Source organism: Rhizorhabdus histidinilytica (assembly GCF_900167915.1).
GTDB lineage: Bacteria > Pseudomonadota > Alphaproteobacteria > Sphingomonadales > Sphingomonadaceae > Rhizorhabdus > Rhizorhabdus histidinilytica.
On sequence record NZ_FUYM01000008.1, the window covers coordinates 232,064 to 252,454 of the forward strand.

Annotated in this window: 21 protein-coding genes; 10 read left to right on the top strand and 11 right to left on the bottom strand. The window is 68.0% G+C overall.

From position 1 onward, the window contains the following. Positions 1 to 13: 13 nt before the first annotated feature. Positions 14 to 823 (top strand): class I SAM-dependent methyltransferase, encoded by an 810-nt coding sequence (locus tag B5X82_RS18090; protein ID WP_079649604.1) that lies wholly within the window; start codon positions 14 to 16, stop codon positions 821 to 823. Positions 824 to 1,158: 335 nt separating this feature from the next. Here B5X82_RS18090 and phaR read toward each other — a convergent pair whose 3' ends face one another. Continuing rightward, the gene (gene phaR / locus B5X82_RS18095) at positions 1,159 to 1,728 is read right to left on the bottom strand and encodes a polyhydroxyalkanoate synthesis repressor PhaR (protein WP_079649567.1); all 570 of its coding nucleotides are present in this window, start codon (positions 1,726 to 1,728) and stop codon (positions 1,159 to 1,161) included. A 20-nt stretch (positions 1,729 to 1,748) separates the two neighbouring features. Between phaR and B5X82_RS18100 the strand changes: the two genes are divergently transcribed. From B5X82_RS18100 to B5X82_RS18110, 3 genes are all read left to right on the top strand, one after another. Next, entirely contained in the window at positions 1,749 to 2,816 is a 1,068-nt protein-coding gene (locus B5X82_RS18100) for an alpha/beta hydrolase (protein WP_079649568.1), read from the top strand. Positions 2,817 to 2,902: 86 nt separating this feature from the next. Next, positions 2,903 to 4,075: an acetyl-CoA C-acetyltransferase gene (locus B5X82_RS18105; protein WP_079649569.1), complete on the top strand. Its 1,173-nt coding sequence runs from the start codon at positions 2,903 to 2,905 to the stop codon at positions 4,073 to 4,075. A 128-nt stretch (positions 4,076 to 4,203) separates the two neighbouring features. Next, positions 4,204 to 4,593 carry a PilZ domain-containing protein gene (locus tag B5X82_RS18110; protein ID WP_079649570.1) on the top strand — a complete coding sequence of 130 codons (390 nt, stop codon included), beginning with the start codon at positions 4,204 to 4,206 and terminating at the stop codon, positions 4,591 to 4,593. 21 nt (positions 4,594 to 4,614) lie between these two features. Here B5X82_RS18110 and B5X82_RS18115 read toward each other — a convergent pair whose 3' ends face one another. Further along, positions 4,615 to 4,770 carry a YdcH family protein gene (locus tag B5X82_RS18115; protein WP_079649571.1) on the bottom strand — a complete coding sequence of 52 codons (156 nt, stop codon included), beginning with the start codon at positions 4,768 to 4,770 and terminating at the stop codon, positions 4,615 to 4,617. 220 nt (positions 4,771 to 4,990) lie between these two features. On the opposite strand from B5X82_RS18115, the gene B5X82_RS18120 reads away from it, so the two are divergent. Continuing rightward, complete coding sequence (locus tag B5X82_RS18120) at positions 4,991 to 5,188, top strand: YdcH family protein (RefSeq protein ID WP_079649572.1); 198 nt, start codon at positions 4,991 to 4,993, stop codon at positions 5,186 to 5,188. Between the two features lie 232 nt (positions 5,189 to 5,420). On the opposite strand, the gene dksA is transcribed toward B5X82_RS18120, so the two are convergent. Beyond that, the gene (gene dksA, locus B5X82_RS18125) at positions 5,421 to 5,888 is read right to left on the bottom strand and encodes an RNA polymerase-binding protein DksA (RefSeq protein ID WP_011951483.1); all 468 of its coding nucleotides are present in this window, start codon (positions 5,886 to 5,888) and stop codon (positions 5,421 to 5,423) included. Between the two features lie 152 nt (positions 5,889 to 6,040). Further along, entirely contained in the window at positions 6,041 to 6,583 is a 543-nt protein-coding gene (locus B5X82_RS18130; RefSeq protein ID WP_139385132.1) for a preprotein translocase subunit YajC, read from the bottom strand. A gap of 190 nt (positions 6,584 to 6,773) precedes the next feature. On the opposite strand from B5X82_RS18130, the gene serS reads away from it, so the two are divergent. The 3 genes from serS to B5X82_RS18145 are packed head-to-tail and all read left to right on the top strand — an operon-like array spanning position 6,774 to position 10,022. Beyond that, entirely contained in the window at positions 6,774 to 8,051 is a 1,278-nt protein-coding gene (gene serS, locus B5X82_RS18135; protein WP_079649574.1) for a serine--tRNA ligase, read from the top strand. Next, a complete protein-coding gene (gene surE, locus B5X82_RS18140) occupies positions 8,048 to 8,812 on the top strand; it encodes a 5'/3'-nucleotidase SurE (protein ID WP_079649575.1) in 765 nt (254 codons plus the stop codon). The genes serS and surE overlap by 4 nt, the downstream gene beginning before the upstream one ends. Before the next feature lie 49 nt (positions 8,813 to 8,861). Next, a complete protein-coding gene (locus tag B5X82_RS18145; protein ID WP_079649576.1) occupies positions 8,862 to 10,022 on the top strand; it encodes a M23 family metallopeptidase in 1,161 nt (386 codons plus the stop codon). Here B5X82_RS18145 and B5X82_RS18150 read toward each other — a convergent pair. Beyond that, complete coding sequence (locus B5X82_RS18150) at positions 9,988 to 11,733, bottom strand: SulP family inorganic anion transporter (RefSeq protein ID WP_079649577.1); 1,746 nt, start codon at positions 11,731 to 11,733, stop codon at positions 9,988 to 9,990. The two genes, B5X82_RS18145 and B5X82_RS18150, sit on opposite strands and share 35 nt — an antisense overlap. Next, complete coding sequence (locus B5X82_RS18155; protein ID WP_079649578.1) at positions 11,730 to 12,002, bottom strand: helix-turn-helix domain-containing protein; 273 nt, start codon at positions 12,000 to 12,002, stop codon at positions 11,730 to 11,732. The genes B5X82_RS18150 and B5X82_RS18155 overlap by 4 nt, the downstream gene beginning before the upstream one ends. A gap of 289 nt (positions 12,003 to 12,291) precedes the next feature. Here B5X82_RS18155 and rimO point away from each other — a divergent pair, with 289 nt between their 5' ends. Then, entirely contained in the window at positions 12,292 to 13,635 is a 1,344-nt protein-coding gene (gene rimO, locus B5X82_RS18160; protein WP_079649579.1) for a 30S ribosomal protein S12 methylthiotransferase RimO, read from the top strand. A gap of 12 nt (positions 13,636 to 13,647) precedes the next feature. Here rimO and dgcA read toward each other — a convergent pair whose 3' ends face one another. Genes dgcA through B5X82_RS18175 form a run of 3 tightly spaced genes read right to left on the bottom strand, consistent with a single transcriptional unit; the run spans position 13,648 to position 17,388 of the window. Continuing rightward, positions 13,648 to 14,646: an N-acetyl-D-Glu racemase DgcA gene (gene dgcA / locus B5X82_RS18165; RefSeq protein ID WP_079649580.1), complete on the bottom strand. Its 999-nt coding sequence runs from the start codon at positions 14,644 to 14,646 to the stop codon at positions 13,648 to 13,650. After that, complete coding sequence (locus tag B5X82_RS18170; protein WP_079649581.1) at positions 14,646 to 16,178, bottom strand: hypothetical protein; 1,533 nt, start codon at positions 16,176 to 16,178, stop codon at positions 14,646 to 14,648. Before B5X82_RS18170 ends, dgcA begins: the two co-directional genes overlap by 1 nt. Next, the gene (locus B5X82_RS18175; protein ID WP_079649582.1) at positions 16,168 to 17,388 is read right to left on the bottom strand and encodes a polyhydroxyalkanoate depolymerase; all 1,221 of its coding nucleotides are present in this window, start codon (positions 17,386 to 17,388) and stop codon (positions 16,168 to 16,170) included. Before B5X82_RS18175 ends, B5X82_RS18170 begins: the two co-directional genes overlap by 11 nt. Before the next feature lie 115 nt (positions 17,389 to 17,503). Between B5X82_RS18175 and B5X82_RS18180 the strand changes: the two genes are divergently transcribed. Then, complete coding sequence (locus B5X82_RS18180; RefSeq protein ID WP_079649583.1) at positions 17,504 to 19,282, top strand: ABC transporter transmembrane domain-containing protein; 1,779 nt, start codon at positions 17,504 to 17,506, stop codon at positions 19,280 to 19,282. Between the two features lie 36 nt (positions 19,283 to 19,318). Here B5X82_RS18180 and mmsB read toward each other — a convergent pair whose 3' ends face one another. Both mmsB and B5X82_RS18190 read right to left on the bottom strand, forming a co-directional pair. Then, positions 19,319 to 20,209, bottom strand: a complete 891-nt coding sequence (mmsB, locus tag B5X82_RS18185; protein ID WP_139385133.1) for a 3-hydroxyisobutyrate dehydrogenase — start codon at positions 20,207 to 20,209, stop codon at positions 19,319 to 19,321. A 5-nt stretch (positions 20,210 to 20,214) separates the two neighbouring features. Continuing rightward, positions 20,215 to 20,391 (bottom strand): enoyl-CoA hydratase-related protein (locus B5X82_RS18190; protein WP_235862721.1); only part of this gene is annotated, 177 nt, incomplete at its 5' end.

Below are 20,391 nucleotides of genomic sequence, written 5' to 3' on the forward strand. Positions count from 1 at the left end.
CGGGAGACCATCGGTGCGTTACCCGCTTTATACCGCCCTCGCCATCGCCCTGATTGCGCCCGCCGCCATCGCTCCCGCCGCGTCGGCCTCGGCCACTTCGATCAAGGCCGACCCTGCCATCGCCAAGGCGATCGCGGATACCGGGCGCAGCGAGGCGAACCGCGCCCGCGACCAATATCGCCATCCGGCCGAGACGCTCGCCTTCTTCGACGTTCATCCCGGCCAGACGGTCGTCGAATTCTACCCCGGAGGCGGCTGGTATACCGAAATCCTGGCGCCTTTGCTCAAGGGTAACGGCAGCTATGTCGCACTGGCCCCCGAGCGCGGGGTGGCGAACACCACCGCGATGCTCGACCGCAACAAGGACCGGTTCGGCCCGGTGACGATCGCGGCGTTCAGCCCGACGGCGCCGTCGACGATCGCGCCCGGCAGCGCCGACCGCGTGCTCACCTTCCGCAACGTCCACAACCTGATCATGGCCGGCGACGCGGTCGCCGCGAAGGCCTTCGCCGACTTCTATGCCGCGCTGAAGCCGGGCGGGATTCTCGGCGTCGTCGACCATCGCCTGCCCGAGGACAAGGACACCGCGCTCGAGAAGAAGAGCGGCTACATCAAGCGCTCGACGATCATCCGCCTCGCGACCGCGGCGGGCTTCAAGCTGGCCGGCGAGTCGGAGATCAATGCCAATCCGAAGGACACGCACGACCATCCGGAAGGCGTCTGGACACTGCCGCCGACCTACAAGCTCGGCGATACCGACAAGGCGAAATATGCAGCGATCGGCGAGAGCGACCGGCTGACGCTGAAATTCGTCAAGCCGTAGGGCAAGCTGGAGCATCGCGCGTTAAACCTTATCCGCTCACCCTGAGGAGGGCTGAGCGAAGTCGAAGCCCGTCTCGAAGGAGTGATCGGGTGAAGACTGCCCCCGGCAGTCTTCAGTCATGTCCGGGGGACATGACGGCCTGATCACTTTCGAGACGCCACTTCGCCAAGCTCAGTGGCTCCTCAGGAGGAGCGGGTCATATCTAACCAGGCTCACTCCCCTATCCTCATGCTGAACCTGTTTCAGCATCCACCGCCCCACAAGCGGGCGGTGCGGAGGATGGGTCGATCCTGAAACAAGTTCAGGATGACGGCGGCCGGCTTATGCCGCCGCCGTCACTTGAGCTTGTTGATCTGCTCCTGCATCGCGGCAAGCTGGGCCTTGAGAGCCTCGACCTCGCTGCGCGGCGGGGTTTCGGCGGCCGTCGCCGCGGGGGCTTCCTTGGCAGGGGTCTCGGCGCGCTGCGGCTTGAACGCGCTCGCGGCGGCCTCGAACATGTCCATGTTGCGCTTGGCGATCTCGGCGAAGGGACCGCCGGCGAATGCGCCTTCCATAGCCTGACGGAACTGTGTCTGGTTGCGGCGGAATGCATCCATCGACGCTTCGAGATATTGCGGCACCATCGACTGCATCGAATCGCCGTAGAGCGAGATGAGCTGGCGCAGGAAGCTCACCGGCAGCATCGTCTGGCCGCGGTTCTCCTCCTCCATGATGATCTGGGTGAGGACGTTGTGGGTGATGTCCTCTTCGGTCTTGGCGTCGATGACCTTGAAATCGCGCCCCTCGCGGGTCATGGCGGCGAGATGGTCGAGGGTGATGTAGCTCGATGTTTCGGTGTTATACAGCCGGCGATTGGCGTATTTCTTGATGATGACCGTACCCGAGCCGTCCGATGATTTCGCCATGATTCCCCACCTGCCGACCAATGCCGATGTCTGACATAGCATCAAAACTTTCCGCGCCGCAACACAGGCCGCGGCCCTTGCCGCTGTTCCTGGACATGCTGCGCAACGAAACCGCGGAAAATCCCGCGCGGATGCAGGCCGCGCTGGCCGGGCTGCGCGCCTACCAGAACGCCCCCCGCCCCCCGCGCCCGCCCCAGGCGCCGGTCGTCGGCCGGATCGGCCGGGTCACGTTGCGTGGCCATGGTGCGGGCGGGCCGCCGGTGCTGTTCGTGCCTTCGCTCATCAACGGCTCCGAAATCCTTGATCTCAGCGACCAAAATTCGATGATGCGCGGTCTCGCCGCGCGTGGGCTCGACCCGGTGCTGCTCGATTGGGGCAGCCCCGGCGCCGACGAGGCCGACATCGACATCGGCGGCCATGTCGAACGCTATATCCTGCCGGCACTCGAACTGCTCGGCCCCGACGCCGCACTGGCCGGCTATTGCCTGGGCGGGACGATGAGCATCGCGGCGGCTATGCTGCGCCCACCCAAGGCGCTCGCGCTGATCGCCGCACCATGGGATTTCGGCGGATTTTCTTCGCAGACGCGAAACGACCTGCTGGAGCTATGGCGCAGCGCGGAACCGGTGGCGAGCCGTTTCGGCCTGTTGCCCGCCGAGGTGCTGCAGCAGATCTTCTGGCGGATCGATCCTTCCCGCACGATCGCCAAATTCGAACAATTCGCCGCCAAGGACGCCGCCGGCGCCGAGGGTCAGAACTATGTCGCGGTCGAGGATTGGGCGAATGACGGCCCGCCCCTCCCCTTCGCCGCCGGCCGCGAGCTGATGGAGGATCTGATGGCGGGGAATGTCAGCGGTGCCGGCCGGTGGACCGTCGGCGGGCGTACCGTCGATCCAGCCGTCCTCGGCATTCCGATACTCAACATCCTGTCGACGACCGACCGCATCACCCCCGCCGCCAGTGCGTGGCCGGGCGGCGAACGGATCGCGCTGGACGAAGGGCATGTCGGTATGGTGGTTGGGCGACGCGCGCCCGGATCGCTGTGGAACCATCTCTCCACATGGCTTTCGCATCTGCGGAATAGCTGATAGGCCGACGCGGAAAACCAGCGCGTGAGTCGATGAAATCGGCCCCATAAGCCGTTCGCACACGCGAAACAAAGGCAGGAGCGACTATGACTGACATCGTGATCACCGGCGCCAAGCGCACGCCCGTCGGCAGCTTCCTGGGCTCGTTCGCGACCACCCCGGCGCATGAGCTGGGCCGCGTGGCGATCGAAGCCGCGCTCGCCCAGGCTGGCGTCGAGGCGGCCGAGGTGCAGGAAGCCGTGCTCGGTCAGGTGCTGACCGCCGGCCAGGGTCAGAACCCGGCGCGTCAGGCGGCGATCAACGCCGGCATCCCCAAGGAGGCGACCGCGTTCGGCGTCAATCAGGTCTGCGGTTCGGGCCTGCGCGCCGTCGCCCTCGCCGCCCAGTCGATCCGCTGCGGCGACGCGCGGGTCGTGGTCGCCGGCGGGCAGGAGAGCATGTCGCTGTCGATGCACGCGCAGAATCTGCGTGGCGGCTTCAAGATGGGCAACGCCTCGCTCGTCGACACGATGATCAGCGACGGCCTGACCGACGCTTTCAATGCCTATCATATGGGCATCACCGCCGAGAACCTGGCGGAAAAATACCAGATCGGCCGCGGCGATCAGGACGCTTTTGCCGTCGCCAGCCAGAACAAGGCCGAAGCCGCGCAGGCTGCCGGCCGCTTCGACGACGAGATCGTCGCCGTCACGGTCAAGGGCCGCAAGGGCGACACCGTCGTGGCGCGCGACGAATATATCCGCGCCGGCGCGACGATCGAGGCGATGTCCGCACTCAAGCCGGCCTTCAAGAAGGACGGCACCGTCACCGCCGCCAACGCCAGCGGCATCAACGACGGCGCCGCCGCGCTGGTGCTGATGTCGGCGGACGATGCCGCCAGGCGCGGCGCCCCCGTGCTCGGCCGGATCGCGAGCTGGGCGACCTGCGGCGTGGACCCGTCCATCATGGGGATCGGGCCGGCGCCGGCGTCGAATCTCGCGCTCGAGAAAGCCGGCTGGACGATAGCCGACCTCGACCTGATCGAGGCCAATGAAGCGTTCGCCGCACAGGCGCTGGCGGTCGGCAAGGAACTCGGCTGGAATGCCGACATCGTCAACGTCAACGGTGGCGCGATCGCGATCGGCCACCCGATCGGCGCTTCGGGCGCGCGGGTGCTAACCACGCTGATCTATGAAATGGCGAAGCGCGATGCGAAGAAGGGCCTCGTCACCCTGTGCATCGGCGGCGGCATGGGCATCGCCATGTGCATCGAACGCTGATCCGACCGGTCGCGCCCGCCTTTCCCGACATGGGACGAGGCGGGCCGCCGCCTTTTTACATTCGGCCTTAACTCCCCATAAACCGCCGAAAGGCTAATCGTCCCGCTGGATTCCAACGGGGGACGAGCATGGCAGACATCGCCGGAGAGGCGCCGCCACAGCCGGGCAATCGCCTGCGCAAGCGCGACAGCCTGCTGCTGATGGGCACCGTCAAGGCCGCGGGCGACTATGCCCGCGAAACACAGCCGATCCGCATCCGCAACTTGTCCTCGACCGGCCTGATGGCCGATTCCGAGGTCGAATATGACGTCGGCGCGCATGTCGAGATCGGCCTGCGCGGCATCGGCCTGATCCAGGGCGAGATCGTCTGGGTCCGCGGCGGGCGGATGGGCATCACCTTCGGCGAGACGATCGACCCGAAGCGGGCACGGCTACCCGTGACCGCCGGGTCGGACGATCATCTTCGTAAGGTCATCGATATGGGAAGGGTCCGCAGGCCTGGATTGAGGATCGATTGATCCTCAATCCCCTGCGTGGCGTCAAAGGCGGGCAAGCGCCTCTTTAATTCGAAGCTTCTGCTTCTTCAGTTCGCTGATCAGCACCGTGTCCGGTGCCGGCCTGCGGCTCTCCACGGCGATCCGGGCTTCGATCCCGGCATGCTTGGCGAGCATTGCGGACGAATGGGTAGTCGACATCTAGACTGTCTCCTTTCACTCCGACTGGGCCGATCAATAGATCATGATTCGCCCCGTCTGTCTCGCCCAAAAAAAAGCTTGGACCGATGCCGGGCACGATTGGCCGTTACCCGCGGGAAACAGCTCTTCGTCCCCCTTGCCCGCAGGGTCGACGGGGTTGAGCGGAAGCAGTCTCTGCCGCTAGAATCGCCGCAGCATTGCAGGGCTTGGAGCGAGTCGGTTGGACAGCGAGGTCATTACGCGACGTATCCAGGTTCTCCGCCAGGAGCATGGCGATCTGGAAGCAGCGATCGAGGCGCTGCAGACGGCCCCCGCTGTCGACCAGCTCCAGATCGCCCGAATCAAGAAGCGCAAGCTGCGGATCAAGGACGAGATATCCCAGCTCGAGGACCTGCTGATCCCCGACATCATCGCGTAGTTTGATTCTGGCCCTCGCCGGGCGCCGGGCCTCCGCCCGGCTTGGCTTCCTCGCATAAGCTCGGGCGCGCATTCGCGCTTGCGGAGCCTTAGCAGGCTCCGACGCAGAACTGATGCCGATGGAACGGGACGCGAAGCGTCCTGCAAGGCCGAACGGCCGCCCGAGCTTATGCGGATAGCCAAGGTCGCGGATGCGACCGCCGGCGCTTGAGGCCAAACAAAAAAACCGGGCTCTATTCTTCCCGGCTGACCTTTTCGTTGCGTTCGTGGCGCTCCTGGGCCTCGACCGTCATTGTCGCGATCGGTCGGGCTTCGAGGCGGCCGAGCGAGATCGGCTCGCCAGTCACCTCGCAATAGCCATATTCGCCTTCCTCGATCCGGCGCAGCGCCGCGTCGATCTTGGAGATCAGCTTGCGCTGGCGATCGCGGGTCCGGAGCTCGATCGACCAGTCGGTCTCGCTCGACGCGCGGTCGGTTAGGTCGGGCTCGCGTAGCGAATCGATCTGGAGCTGCTGCAGCGTTCCCGCCGATTCCTTGAGGATGGAGTCCTTCCAGAGAAGGAGCTTCGCCTTGAAATAGGCGAGCTGCCGATCATTCATGAAAGGCTCGTCAGGCGAAGGCCTGTATCCGTCGTCCAGTTCTACCGTAGACACGTTCACCGGTTCCCGACCATCCATACGCCCACTCAGCGACGATGCCATTCGACTCTCCGCTTTCGTCCGTCCACCCTTTGTCGGCCAATTGACCTGACGCCATGGACGGCCCGCCGCGCCTATAGACAGCACAACGCCCGCACACAAGCCGACAGGCTGTGCGCGGGCGCAGATTTTTGGGGATTATCCGTGCGGTGGGCTCAACCGGCCGGCGGCGTGGTCGACTTGACCGCGGCTTCGAGCTGCGCCTGGGTCATTCCGATCACCGGCCCGTTCGGCCCCTGCGCGATCGCATTCTTGGGCAGCTTGGCCTTGGCGTTCGGCGTGGCGATCGTCACCATGTCGCCCTCGATAGCCTCGATCGTGCCGACCGCGCCACCGCTCTGGTCGGTGACGGCGACGCCCGGCGCCAGCGACGCCAGGAACTGTTCCTGCTGCTGCTGCGAGGCGCCCTTCGCGGCCGCTTCCAACTCGGCCTTGGTCATGCCGATCAGCAGGCCCTTGTCGCTCTGAGCAAAGGCCGAGGTCGGCACGCTAGCCTTGACAGCGCCGGTGTCGATGACCGCGACGTCGCCATTCACCGATGCGATGGTGCCGACGGCCCCGCCCTTCGCGTCCGAAACGCTGGCGCCCTGTGTCACGTTGACCTTCGCGGCGGCGGCTGGGGCGGCCTCCTGGGCAACGGCCGGGCCTGCGGCGATCGTCATCAGGGCAGTGGCAAGAAAGGCAGCTCGCAAAGTCACATCCATACTCCTCGCTATGGGTAAGGGGATTCCACCTATTGACGCCTGGATGGAGCCGCCTGTTCCACCCTTTTTCGGTCAGTCGACCCTCTGACGGGGCGAAATGACCTCATATCCCTTATGCTTCTCCACCCGAACTCGCCGCGCGCGGGCGGTTGCACGTGACGGGCTTCGGCGCCATAGGCGGGCCATGCACGACATCCGCCTGATCCGAGAAGATCCCGCCGCCTTCGATGCCGCCATCGCCCGCCGGGGAGTCGAGTCGGCATCGGCCCGGCTGCTCGCGCTCGACGAGCGTCGCCGCGCGATCGCGACCGAATTGCAGGCCGCGCAGACCCGCCGCAACGAGGCGTCGAAGGCGATCGGCCAGGCCAAGGCGCAGAAGGACGAGACGACCGCATCCGCCCTGATGGCCGAGGTCGCGGCGCTGAAGGAGCGCATGCCCGCGCTGGAGGCCGAGGGCGCCGAGGTCGAGGCGGCGCTCGACGCCGCGCTCGCCGCGCTCCCGAACCTGCCCGCCGCGGACGTGCCCGACGGCGCCGACGAGCAGGAAAATGCCGAGCAGCACCGCTGGGGTACCCCGCCCGCCTTCGCCTTCGAGGCGCGCGAACATGCCGATTTCGCGGGCCCGCTCGGTCTCGACTTCGAGGCCGCCGCCGCGATCTCGGGCGCGCGCTTCGCGGTGCTCAAGGGCGGCATCGCCCGGCTGCAGCGCGCGCTCGGCGCGTTCATGCTCGACCGGCAGACCGCGGCCGGCTTCACCGAGGTGATTCCGCCGCTGCTGGTCCGCGACGAGGCGGTGTTCGGCACCGGCCAGCTCCCCAAATTCGCCGAGGACCTGTTCCGCACCACCGATGGCCGCTGGCTGATCCCGACCGCCGAGGTCAGCCTGACCAACATGGTCCGCGAGCAGATAGTGGCCGAGGCCGAGCTGCCGATGAAGCTGACCGCCCTCACCCCCTGCTTCCGCTCCGAGGCGGGTGCCGCGGGCCGGGACACGCGCGGGCTGATCCGCCAGCACCAATTCGAGAAGGTCGAGCTGGTCGCGATCACCACCCCGGAACAGTCCGATGCCGTCCACGAGGCGATGACCAAGGCGGCCGAGGCGATCCTCGAGGCGCTCGGCCTGCCCTATCGCCGCGTCCTGCTCTGCACCGGCGACATGGGCTTCACCGCGCGCAAGACCTTCGACCTGGAGGTCTGGCTGCCGGGCCAGGGCTGCTATCGCGAGATCAGCAGTGTCTCCAACTGCGGCGACTTCCAGGCGCGCCGGATGAACGCGCGCTATCGTCCGGCCGGCGAGAGCAAGGGCACCCGCTTCGTCCACACTCTCAACGGCTCGGGCCTCGCGGTCGGCCGCACCCTCGTCGCGGTGCTGGAGAATTACCAGCAGGCGGACGGTTCGGTGAAAATCCCGGAGGCGCTACTTCCCTATATGGGCGGGATCACCGAACTGCGCCCGGCATGAGGATCCTCCTCACCAACGACGACGGCATCCATGCGCCGGGCATGACCGTGCTCGAACGCATCGCCCGCACCTTGTCCGACGACATCACCATCGTTGCGCCGACGAGCGAGCGCTCGGGTGCCGGACGGTCACTGACCCTGACCCGCCCGCTCCGCCTGCGCCAGCTCGGCGAGAAACGCTTCGCGGTCGCAGGTACGCCGACCGACGCGGTGATGATGGCGCTGGCGCGGATCATGAAGGACGCGCCGCCCGAGCTGATCCTGTCGGGCGTCAACCGCGGCGCCAACCTGGGCGAGGACGTCAGCTATTCGGGCACCGTCTCGGCGGCGATGGAAGGCGCGCTCGCCGGCATCCCGTCGATCGCGCTGAGCCAGGTCTATGCCCGCGAGGGCGCCGGCCCGAACGTCAGCTTCGCGGCAGCCGAAGCGTGGGGCGAGAAGGTGCTGCGCCCGCTGCTCGACGCGTCCTGGGCGCCGCGCAGCCTGTACAACATCAACTTCCCGGCGCGCGAGCCCGACGAGGTGCTCGGCATCCGCGTCGTCCCCCAGGGGCTGCGCGACTATGGTCAGACCGAGATCCTCCAGCGCACCGACCCGCGCGGCTTCGACTATTATTGGATCAAGCTCGCCGGCATGCCCCACACTCCGGCGCACAGCACCGACCTGGAAGCGGCGGCCGACGGCTGGGTGACGGTGACCCCGCTCCATTGCGACATGACCAACCACGCCGCGCTGGCCGCGACGACGACGTTGTACCGCTGATCGAAGCGAGCGGGGTGGCATCGTCGGCCAAGGCTGCTAACAGGGCGGCATGGCTCCGCTGATCCGACGCTCGACGCCCGCCCTTCTGGTCATGCTGCTGGCCACCGCGTGCATTCCGGCGCCGGAACGTCCCGCGTCGACCCAGCGGCCGGCGCCCGCGCCGAGCGCGACACCGCCCAAAACCAAGCCGCCGCGCGTTACGAAGCGAGCCGCGACGCCGACTCCGGCGCCTGTCCCGGCTCCGCAACCCCAGGCTCCTCCCCCCCCACCTCCGCCGGCCGTGTCCGAAGCGGCGTCGCCTCCGCCTCCGCCCGCCTGGCAGATCCGCACGGTGACGCCGTCGGCGGTCGAGGTCTCCGCCCAGACCTATGTCGTGAAGCCCGGCGACACGCTGCGCGGCATTTCCGACAAGACCGGCGCCGCGTCGGAAGCGATTGCCCGGATCAACCGGATCGAACCGCCGTTCAAGATCCTGGTCGGCCAGAAGCTCAAGATCCCCGGCGGCCGCTATCACAAGGTCGGCAAGGGTGAGACCGGCATCGCCATCGCCCGTGCCTATGGCGTCGAATGGAAGCGGATCGCCGAGATCAACGACCTGGAAGAGCCCTATATCCTGCGCGACGGCCAACGGCTGCTGCTGCCCAGCCAGCGCGAGGTCGCGGGCATGTCGGCCGACGAGCGGGCAGCCGCCTTCCGGGTCGACATCGAGGACCTGATCTCGGGCTCCGAGCCCGCGCTCGCCACCAGCGAGCAGCCGGCGCCGCCGGTCCCGACCGCTGCAAAGCCGGTCGCCCCCACCGTCGCGGTCGCCGAGCCGTCACGCTTCGACGGGCGTTTCGCCTGGCCGGTGCGCGGGCCGGTGCTGCGCGGCTTCGGCCGCTATTCGAGCGGGCAGATCAACCAGGGGATCAACATCGGCACGCCGCGCGGCACGCCGATCGCCGCAGCCGCCGACGGCGTGGTCGCCTATGTCGGCCAGGACATTCCCGCTTATGGCACACTGGTCCTGCTTCGCCACGGCGACGGCTGGATCAGCGCCTATGGCTATGCCGACAGCATCACCGTGACGCGCGGTCAGAAGGTGGTGAAGGGCCAGACGATCGCGAAGAGCGGATCGAGCCCCTACACGCCCGAACCGCAGCTCCATTTCGAGATCCGCAACGGGCTGAAGCCGGTCAATCCGCTGACCTACCTGCCGTCGCGGAGCTGACGTCCCCCGGCATCGTTCGGCGCGCCGCGGCGACCGCGGCTTCGATCGTCGCCTTGAAGCGTGCATGGGGCGGACGGACGCCGTGCGCGAACAGCACGCGCCGGATCGTCGGGCGCGTTCCGGTCAGGTAGAGCGTCGCTCCCTGCCGCCCCGCCTTGCGTGCGAGCCCGGCGATCGTCGCCGCAGCGGTAGAATCGAGCAGTGGCACGTCGGAGAAGTCGACGACATAAGCCCGTGGCTGGCCACCGCCGACGCCGTCGAGCGCGGCCCCCACCGTCGCCGCCGCACCGAAGAAGAAGGCGCCCGATATCTGGCAGACCATGATCGACGGATCGGCCGAGAGCGCGGCGTCGTAGCGGGTGCGATCGCCGTCGGAGGTCCCGTCGTCGGCAACGTCGGCCGCCACGACCGGGCGGCCGCTCTCGACCTCGACCGCCTGCGCCATACGGTGGAGGAACAGCAGCGCGCCGAGCCCGAAGCCGACCAGGATACCGGTGGTGAGATCACGGAAGACGACGAACAGGAAGGTCGCCACCAGCACCACCGCATCGCCGCGCGAGGCCCGCAGCAGCGTCGCGAACTCATGTTTCTCGGCCATGTTCCAGCAGACCATGGCGAGCACGGCGGCCAGCGCTGCAAGCGGAATGAAGCTGGCGAGCGGCGCGGCCACGAGCATCATCAGCAGCAGGAACAGCGAATGGAGCATGCCGGCGACCGGTCCGCGCGCGCCGGCCCGCACATTGGTCGCGGTGCGGGCGATCGTGCCGGTGACGCAGATGCCGCCGAACAGCGACGAGCCGACATTGGCGAAACCCTGCGCAACCAGTTCGGCATTGGAGCGGTGGCGGCGGCCGGTCATGCTGTCGGCGACCACCGCCGACAACAGGCTCTCGATGCTGCCGAGCAACGCGAAGGACAGCGCCGCCGGCAGCAGCGCGACGATCCGGTCGGGGGAGAGATCGGGCAGGTGCGGCACAGGCAGCGACCGGGGAATTCCGCCGAAGCGCGTCCCGATCGTCTCGACCGGCAGCGCGAGCAGCGCCCCGAGGACGCTGGCGACGGCGATCGCGATGATGAAGGCCGGCCATTGCGGCCGGAACCGCCGAACCGCGACGATGATCGCGAGCGAGAGCAGCGCGACCGCCACCGCCGCGCCGTTGAGGGTCGGCAACGCCAGACGCAGGGCCGCGAGCTTTGGCAGGATCGCGGCGGGCTCGGGCCCAGCCAGGGTGAGGCCCATCAACTCCTTGAGCTGACTTGCGAAGATCACGACGGCAATGCCCGAGGTGAAACCGACGGTCACCGGATAGGGGATATATTTGATGAAGGTGCCGAGCCGCAGGAAACCGATGGCGACCAGCATCAGCCCGGCCAGGAACGTCGCGAGGATCAGCCCGTCGACGCCGTGCCGCGCCACCGTCGCGGCCACCAGGACGATGAAGGCGCCCGCCGGCCCGCCGATCTGGAAGCGGCTTCCGCCCAGCGCCGAGACGATGAAGCCGCCGACGATCGCCGTGTAGAGCCCGCGATCGGGCGTGACGCCCGAGGCGATCGCGATCGCCATCGACAGCGGCAGCGCGACGATCGCGACGGTGAAGCCCGCCAGCGCGTCGGCCCTGAGATCGGCGAGGCCGTAGCGGTCGCGCAGGATAGTGACGAGCTTGGGGGTGAACAGCTCGACGAAGCCGGGTTGGCGGGCCCGCACGGTCATGATCCGGCGCCCACCGGCCCGGCGGCCTGCTTCAACCGCACGCCGCGCCCCTGCCCGACGCTCGGCGCGTTGTTGCCGATCAGCTCGACCCCGGCGGCGTCGAACGCCTCGACGATCTTGGTCAGCGTGTCGATCACGCCCCGGACCGTTCCCTCGCTCGCCTCCATCCGCTGGATGGTCGGCAACGACACGCCGGACATTTCGGCGAGCTGGCGCTGGTCGATTCCCAAAAGGGCCCTGGCGGCCCGCATCTGCGCAGCGGTGATCATCGCTCCACCTCTCTGAACTCTTCCATATCATATAGCAGAATTGATGTATAGAACATCATTCATGGTGGTTTCAGCATCGATTGCCTATAGGCTCCGCTCATCCTGAGGAGGGACTGAGCCTTGGCGAAGGCCCGTCTCGAAGGTCCTTCGAGACGCCATTTCGCTTTCGCTCAATGGCTCCTCAGGATGAGCGGACACGGGAGCGCCAGATAAAAACTGCCCCCTCAGGACGGCATCCTAAAGCCGAGCCTCGCAATTTTCCGAAAAAGCCACTATGTGCGCGCCACCCATGGCAATCGAACTCCCCTCCCCGCCGAAGATCGGCATGGTTTCGCTTGGCTGTCCCAAGAACCTGGTCGACAGCGAACGCATCCTGACCAAGCTGCGATCGGACGGCTACGGCCTGTCGCCCGACTATGCCGGCGCCGACGTCGTCCTCGTCAACACCTGCGGCTTTCTCGACAGCGCCAAGGAGGAGAGCCTGGAGGCGATCGGCGAGGCGATCGCCGAGAATGGCCGCGTCATCGTCACCGGCTGCATGGGCGACGAGGCAGAGGCGATCCGCGCGCGCTTTCCCAAGGTGCTCGCGATCACCGGCGCCCACCAATATGAGGAGGTCGTGGGGGCGGTCCACGACGCGGCGCCGGTCCCGCCCTCGCCCTATGTCGACCTCGTGCCCGAGGCGGGGCTCAAGCTCACGCCGCGCCACTACAGCTATTTGAAGATCTCCGAAGGCTGCAACCATCGCTGCAGCTTCTGCATCATCCCGTCGATCCGCGGCGATCTGGTCAGCCGCCGGCCCGACGCGATCCTGCGCGAGGCGGAGAAGCTGGTCGCGGCGGGCACGCGCGAGTTGCTCGTGATCAGCCAGGACACCTCGGCCTATGGCCTCGACCTCCGGCACAAGGCCTTCCCGCTGAAGGGCGGCGGCGAGGTCCGCGCGCACATGACCGATCTCGCGCGCGAGCTGGGCAAGCTCGGCGCCTGGGTGCGGCTCCATTATGTCTACCCCTATCCGCATGTCGACCATGTCATCCCGCTGATGGCGGAGGGGCTGATCACCCCCTATCTCGACATCCCGTTCCAGCACGCCAGCCCCCCGGTGCTGAAGGCGATGAAGCGGCCCGCGAACGACGCGAAGGTGCTCGAACGGATCGCCGGCTGGCGCGCGATCTGCCCCGACATCGCGATCCGGTCGACCTTCGTGGTCGGCTTCCCCGGCGAGACCGAGGAGGATTTCCAATATCTGCTCGACTGGCTCGACGAGGCGCAGCTCGACCGGGTCGGCGCCTTCCGCTTCGAGCCCGTGGCCGGTGCCGCCGCCAACGACCTGCCCGGCGCAGTGCCCGAGGAGGTCAAGGAAGAGCGCTACGCCCGGATCATGGCGAAGACCGCGGCGATCTCCGCCGCCAAGCTCGCCGCCAAGGTCGGCCGGACGCTGGACGTGATCATCGACGCGGTCGACGATGAAGGCGGCGCCACCGGCCGCTCGCAGGCCGACGCGCCCGAGATCGACGGCGAGGTCCACCTGCGGGATGCGGGCGGGCTCGAACCGGGCGATATCGTCGCGGTCGAGATCGAGGATGCCGACGAGCACGACCTGTTCGGGGTTCCGGTGGCTGCGACGCGCTAAACCGGGTTCAGCTCAACCCCAAAGGCTGGGCCGGGCCGGATAGGCCACTCCGCGATCGAAGCGGACCGGATCGTCGCGATCGGCGGCGAGGAGCAGCGGGCCGTCGATGTCGACCCAGCGGGCCTGCTGCGCGGCGAGGATCGCCGGCGCGATGCCGAGCGAGGTCGACAGCATGCAGCCGACCATCAGCTCCAGCCCCAGCGACCGCGCCTCGACGGCCAGCGCGAGCGCCTCGGTCAGCCCGCCCGCCTTGTCGAGCTTGATGTTGATCGCCTGGTAGCGTCCGACGCAGCGCGCGAGATCGGCGCGGTCCTGGCAGCTTTCGTCGGCGCAGAGCGGGATCGGCGAGCGCAGGCCGTCGAGAAGATGGTCCTCGCCGACCCGGACCGGCTGCTCGATCAGCTCGACACCATAGGGCAGCAGCGCCGCCGCCTCGGCGACCACGTCGCGCCCCGTCCAGCCTTCGTTGGCATCGACGATCAGCCGCGCCTCTGGAGCGCCCCGACGGACCGCAGCGACGCGGTCGATGTCGCCCTCCCCGGCCAGCTTGAGCTTGAGCAGCGGATAGACCGATGCGGCCGCGCGCGCGTCCGCTTCCATCCGCTCGGGCTCGCCGAGCGAGATGGTGAAGGCCGATTGCACCGGCATCGGCTCCGCCAGACCCGCCAGTGACCAGGCGGGGCGGCTGGTCCGCTTCGCGTCGATATCCCATAGCGCGGCATCGATCGCGTTGCGCGCGGCCCCGCGCGGCATCGCGCGCAGCAGATCCTCACGGCCGATGCCCCCGGCGATCGCGTCCGCCATCGTCTCGGCCTGCGCAAGCACGCTCTCGGCGCTCTCGCCATGATAATAGATCGCGGTGGCCTCGCCTCGCCCGCGATGGCCGGCTTCGGATATCTCGACGACGACCACGTCAACCTGCGTCTTCGCGCCGCGCGCGATCACGAAGCTGCCGGCCACTGGCCAGGTCTCGATCCGCGCGACGAGCCGCCGCCCCCCAATCGTCGGCATCAGGTGAGGTTTTCCCCCGCGGCCGGGCGGCGCGGTATCTCGCGCGGCTTGCTGCCGGGCCAATAGGCGCGCGGCAATATCCGCCCGCGCTTCTCGAATGCGGCCTTGATCGCCGGTTTGGCGAGGAAGGCGGTCCACAGGTCGCGCAGCCGCGACGGGCCCGCGCCCCAGATCGAGCCTTCGGGCTGGAACTGGTAGATCAGCTCGGTCCCGGCCTCCTTGTCGGCAAAGGCCTTGAGCGCGAACTCGCTCGCCTCGCCGTCGCGCTTCGCGCAGAGCAGTGACTCGATCAGCGCCGCGTGGTTCTCGCCGAAGCGCGGCTTCAGCCGGTCGATCGCCGCGCCCGCCTCGGTGGTACGGCCGAGTGCACTCAGTGCGCAAATCTCTGTCCGGTCGACCCAGCGCATGCCGAAGCCGTTGATCACGCCGGCGCCGCGCTCGCGCACCGCGCGCGCGGTCTCCAGCGCGCGGGCCGACTGGCCGGTCTCGTCGAGGAACTCGGGATAGGTGATCAGCGCGGTGACGATCTCAGGCGACTTCGCCGGATCGAGCGCCATGAACGGCGCCATCACACGATCGGCCTCGGCATTGCGGCCGAGCACGGCGAGCGCGCGGGCCCGCATCAGCACGGTCTGCACCTCGTCGCGGCTCATCCCCTCCCTGACGGCGACGTCGTCGGTCATGTCGACCAGGTCGGGATAGCGGCCGAGCAGCAGCATCGCATTCGCCGCGTCGCGCAACGCCGTGTCGGACGTCGGCATGTCGGCATAGGTGCCGAGCTTGTCGCGCGCGAAATTGTCGACCGAGAGGCCGCCGGCCGGCCCGAGCCGCGATTCGACCGCGCGCCAGATCGGGGCGTAATGGCGGTCGACCAGCATCGAGCTCAGCAGCTCGGGCTGCTCGATCCGTTCGAGCAGGCCTTCGGCCTCGTCGGGCTGCCCTTCGTCGAGCAACGCGCTGATCGCCCCTTCCGCGAAGCCGGTTCGCAGTTCGGGAATGTCGGACGGTTCCCAATCGGCGCGGGCGAGTGCGATCATCATCCGGTTGCGAGCCGCGAGCGCATTGCTCTGCTGGAGCCGCATCGAGATTTCGCGGACCGCCGCGCCAGTCAGGATGTTGAGCGATGATGGCGAGGATGCAGCCAATGTCGCGAGCTGGTCGGCGGCGTCGGCAAAACGCTCCTCGCCCAGCGCGATGATCACCCCGAACGCTCGGACCGTACCGTCCCGGGGGATCGCCAGGGCGAGCTCGCGCTGGACCGCAGCAAGCTCCTCGAACCGCCCCTCGCGACCGAGGCAGATCAGCCGCAGGCGCTGAACGAGGATGCGCTGGTCGCCCTTGGCGAGACCGGGAACAAGCGGGTCGAGTGCGCCGAGCACGCCGCCGCAATCGTCTTCTGCGGCCGCCTGCTGGGCCCGGCCGACGGCATCCTGACGGACGGCATCGTCCGGAAGATCCTGCGCGCGGAGCGGGTGCGCGACGGCGAGTGCCAGCGCGAGGGCGGGAAGGAGACGGATGCTCCTACCCGTCATGCGCCGCTATCCAGTCGTCCACGACCGGGGCGATCTTCTCGCGCCAGCGCCGGCCGTTGAAGATGCCGTAATGGCCGACCCGTTCGGCGAGCAGATATTTCTTCTTCTTCGCGGGCAACGCCGTGGCGAGCGTCAGCGCCGCCTTGGTCTGGCCGATACCCGAGATATCGTCGCGCTCGCCCTCGATCGCGAGCAGGCCGATGTCCTTGATCGCTCCCGGATCGACCGGCCGCCCGCGATGCAGGAACTCGCCCCTGGGCAGCAGATGGCGCTGGAAAACCTGGTCGATCGTCTGGAGGTAGAATTCCGAGGTCATGTCGCAGACCGAGCGATACTCGTCGTAAAAGGCCTTGGTGGCGTCGGCGCTCTCCTCGTCGCCTTCGACGAGATGCTTGAACATGCTCCAATGGCTGACGAGATGGTTACCGAGGTTCATCGCCATGAAGCCGGTGAGCTGGAGGAAGCCCGGATAGACCCGGCGGCCGCTACCCGGATAATAGACAGGCACGGTGTGGATGACGTTCTGCTCGAACCAGGCGAGCGGGCGCTGGGTGGCGACGGTGTTGACCGCGGTCGGCGCCTCACGCGTGTCGACCGGACCGCCCATCATGGTGAGCGTCTTCGGGCGACAGGGATGATTGTCCGCCGCCATCAGCGCCGCGGCGGCATAGGCCGGAACCGAGGGCTGGCACACCGCCAGCATGTGCGTGCCGGGCCCGAGCGTCTCGAGGAACTCGACCAGATAGTCGATATAATCGTCGAGATCGAAGCGCCCCTCCTCGAGCGGGACGAGCCGCGCGTCGCGCCAGTCGGTGATATAGACGTCGTGGCGCGGCATCAGCCGCTCGACCGTACCGCGCAACAGGGTCGCATAGTGGCCCGACATCGGCGCGACGACGAGCAGCTTGGGCTGCCCGGTGATGCCGCGACGACGGAATCGCTTGAGCTGGCCGAACGGCTTGCGGAGGATGATCTCCTCGGTGACGGCGACCTTGCGGCCGTCGACCTCGACCTGGGTGAAACCGAAATCGGGCTTGCCGCGCGAAGCCGAGGCATGGGCGAACACGTCGAGCCCCGATGCCATCATTGGCGCCATATTGCTGTAGGACATCGGATTCAGCGGGTTCTGGAGCCATTGGGCCCCCAGATTGGCCCAAGCGCTGGCCGCCGACAGCATCGTGCGCTGAAACTCATAGGCGTCGTACAGCATGCAATTCTCCGGTGGGATGCCGTTACGAATGTAAGGATAGCCGAAGCATATTGCCATAAGCTTGCGGTCGCCAGCGCAATTGAGATGCGCGGGGCAAATTGCTAGGGCGCGCGTCATGGCACGGCGCGACCCGAATCCCGAGGCGTCCGAGCGCAAGCTCGGCGAGTTGACGATGATATGGCGCTTCGCGCGCCGCTACCCGGGAAGGATCGCCTCGGCGCTCGCGGCGCTGGTCGTCGCCGCCGGGGCGACGCTGGCGATCCCGGGCGGCTTCCGGTTGGTGATCGACAAGGGCTTCATCGCCTCGGGCGGCGACGTCGGCCCCTATTTCCAATACCTGCTGCTGATCGTCCTGGTGCTGTCGCTGGCGACCGCCACCCGCTTCTATTTCGTGTCGTGGATGGGCGAGCGCGTCGTCGCCGACATAAGGATCGCGGTGCAGGCCAACCTGCTCCGCCTCGCGCCGCGCTTCTTCGAGGAGAACCGGCCGTCCGAGATCGCATCGCGGCTGACCGCCGACACCGCGATCATCGAGCAGGTAGTGGGCACGACCGTGTCGGTCGCGCTCCGCAACATCGTGCTGGCGATCGGCGGGATCATCTACCTGTTCGCGATCGCGCCCAAGCTGGCGGCGATGCTGCTGCTGGGAATTCCCGTGGTGATGCTGCCCGTGATCCTGATGGGCCGACGGCTGCGCAACCTGTCACGCAGCACGCAGGACCGGATCGCCGACGTCGGCGCCACCGTCTCCGAGACGCTGCGCGCGATGAAGATTGTCCAGGGCTTCAACCAGGAAGCCCGCGAGGCCGAGCGCTTCGGCGCGGTGGTCGGCAGCAGCTTCGACACCGCGCGCCGGCGCATCCGCACTCGCGCCGTGATGACCGCGATCATCATCGGGCTGATCTTCGGATCGATCACGATGGTGATGTGGCAGGGCGCGATCGACGTTGCGAACGGCCGGCTGTCGGGCGGCTCGATCGCCGCCTTCATCCTGACCGGCGGCCTCGTCGCCGGTGCGTTCGGTGCCCTGGCGGAGGTCTATGGCGACATCGTCCGCGCGGCCGGCGCCGCGGCGCGGCTCTCCGAGCTGCTGACCGCCGAGGCCGAGATCAAGGCACCGGCGCACCCGATCGCCCTGCCCCAGCCTCCACGCGGCCAGCTGGCATTCGAGCATGTCGGCTTCCGCTATCCGACCCGGCCGGAGGTGCTCGCGCTCGACGATGTCAGCTTCACCGTGGAGCCTGGCGAGATGGTCGCCGTGGTCGGCCCGTCGGGGGCCGGCAAGTCGACGATCCTGCAACTGGCGCAGCGCTTCTACGATCCCGAGAGCGGCACGATCCGGCTCGACGGGATCGCCCTGCCCGATGCCGACCCGGCCGACATCCGCGCCCGGATCGCGGTGGTGCCCCAGGAAACGGTGTTGTTCGGCGCCTCGGCGCGCGACAATCTCCGCTATGGCCGCTGGGATGCCGACGACGATACGATCTGGGCCGCCGCGGAAGCTGCCAACGCCGCCTCCTTCCTGCGCGCGCTTCCTGACGGGCTCGACAGCTTCCTCGGCGAGGCGGGCGCGCGCCTGTCGGGTGGCCAGCGCCAGCGCATCGCCATCGCCCGCGCGATCCTGCGCGATGCGCCGCTGCTGCTGCTCGACGAGGCTACCTCGGCGCTCGACGCCGAATCCGAACGGCTGGTACAGGACGCGCTCGATCGGCTGATGAAGGAGCGGACGACGATCGTCATCGCCCACCGGCTGGCGACGGTGCGGGCCGCCGACCGGATTCTCGTGATGGACCAGGGCCGGATCGTCGAGCAGGGCGACCACGCGACTCTGAGCGCGCAGGGCGGCCTCTACGCGCGGCTGGCGCGGCTCCAGTTCAACGACGTCGCGGCTTGAGTTTTCCCCTCCCCGGAAGGGAGGGGGAATCGGAACTCAGGCCCGGTAGCTGCCGTCGAGCAGCTTGATGATCGCCGAGAAGTCCTTGCCCGCGCCGCCGAGGTTGGCGAACGCCTGATAGAGGCTCTCGGCATGGCCGCCCATCGGCACGCTGGCGCCGACGCCCTGCGCCGCCTCGACCGCGAGCTTGAGGTCCTTGAGCATCAGGCCCGCCGCGAAGCCGCCCTGATAGTCGTTGTCGGCCGGGCTCTGCGGACCGACGCCGGGGACCGGGCAATAGCTGGTCATCGACCAGCTCTGCCCGCTAGCCTTGGACGAGATGTCATAGAAGGTCTGGAGGTCGAGGCCGAGCTTGCTGGCCAGCGCGAAGGCCTCGCAGGTCGCGACCATCGTCGCGCCGAGGATCATGTTGTTGACGATCTTCGCCGCCTGGCCCGAACCGGCGCCGCCGGCATGGATCACCGCTTTGCCCATCAGCGCGAGCACCGGCTCGGCGCGGGCGAAATGCTCGGCGCTGCCGCCGACCATGAAGGTCAGCGTGCCGCCATTGGCGGCGGCGATGCCGCCCGAGACGGGGGCATCGACCATCGCCAGCCCCTGGGCCGCCGCCGCCGCGTTGACGGCGCGCGCCGAGGCGACGTCGATCGTCGAGCAATCCATCAGCAGCGCCGAGGCCGGCGCCGATCCGAACACGTCATTCTCGTAGACGGCACGGACATGCTGGCCCGCCGGCAGCATGGTGACGACATATTCGGCGTCCTTGACCGCCTCGGAAGCCGATCCGGCGGCGACGCAGCCCGCCGCCACGGCGCGGTCGACCGCCTCCTTCGACAGGTCGAAGGCGCGCACGTCATGGCCCTTCTTCGCGAGATTGGCGGCCATGCCGCCGCCCATATTGCCGAGTCCGATGAAACCGATCGTCGCCATGATGCTTACTTTCCTTTCCAGAGGCCGGGGCGCTTTTCGACGAAGGCGGTCATGCCCTCGGCCTTGTCGTCGGTGGCGCACAGGCCGTTGAAGGTGCGGCGCTCGAACAGCAGGCCGTGGTGGAGGCCGGTCTCGAAGGCGGCGTTGACGGCCTCCTTGTTGGCGATGGCGGCGAGCGGCGG

Bases quoted from the DNA above. Each gene is read 5' to 3' on its own strand.
- phaR (WP_079649567.1), bottom strand. From the start codon at position 1,728: ATGGCGAAATCATCGGACGGCTCGGGTACGGTCATCATCAAGAAATAC.
- B5X82_RS18100 (WP_079649568.1), top strand. From the start codon at position 1,749: ATGCCGATGTCTGACATAGCATCAAAACTTTCCGCGCCGCAACACAGG.
- B5X82_RS18105 (WP_079649569.1), top strand. From the start codon at position 2,903: ATGACTGACATCGTGATCACCGGCGCCAAGCGCACGCCCGTCGGCAGC.
- B5X82_RS18110 (WP_079649570.1), top strand. From the start codon at position 4,204: ATGGCAGACATCGCCGGAGAGGCGCCGCCACAGCCGGGCAATCGCCTG.
- B5X82_RS18115 (WP_079649571.1), bottom strand. From the start codon at position 4,770: ATGTCGACTACCCATTCGTCCGCAATGCTCGCCAAGCATGCCGGGATC.
- dksA (WP_011951483.1), bottom strand. From the start codon at position 5,888: ATGGCATCGTCGCTGAGTGGGCGTATGGATGGTCGGGAACCGGTGAAC.
- serS (WP_079649574.1), top strand. From the start codon at position 6,774: ATGCACGACATCCGCCTGATCCGAGAAGATCCCGCCGCCTTCGATGCC.
- surE (WP_079649575.1), top strand. From the start codon at position 8,048: ATGAGGATCCTCCTCACCAACGACGACGGCATCCATGCGCCGGGCATG.
- B5X82_RS18145 (WP_079649576.1), top strand. From the start codon at position 8,862: ATGGCTCCGCTGATCCGACGCTCGACGCCCGCCCTTCTGGTCATGCTG.
- B5X82_RS18150 (WP_079649577.1), bottom strand. From the start codon at position 11,733: ATGACCGTGCGGGCCCGCCAACCCGGCTTCGTCGAGCTGTTCACCCCC.
- B5X82_RS18155 (WP_079649578.1), bottom strand. From the start codon at position 12,002: ATGATCACCGCTGCGCAGATGCGGGCCGCCAGGGCCCTTTTGGGAATC.
- rimO (WP_079649579.1), top strand. From the start codon at position 12,292: ATGGCAATCGAACTCCCCTCCCCGCCGAAGATCGGCATGGTTTCGCTT.
- dgcA (WP_079649580.1), bottom strand. From the start codon at position 14,646: ATGCCGACGATTGGGGGGCGGCGGCTCGTCGCGCGGATCGAGACCTGG.
- B5X82_RS18170 (WP_079649581.1), bottom strand. From the start codon at position 16,178: ATGACGGGTAGGAGCATCCGTCTCCTTCCCGCCCTCGCGCTGGCACTC.
- B5X82_RS18175 (WP_079649582.1), bottom strand. From the start codon at position 17,388: ATGCTGTACGACGCCTATGAGTTTCAGCGCACGATGCTGTCGGCGGCC.
- B5X82_RS18180 (WP_079649583.1), top strand. From the start codon at position 17,504: ATGGCACGGCGCGACCCGAATCCCGAGGCGTCCGAGCGCAAGCTCGGC.
- mmsB (WP_139385133.1), bottom strand. From the start codon at position 20,209: ATGGCGACGATCGGTTTCATCGGACTCGGCAATATGGGCGGCGGCATG.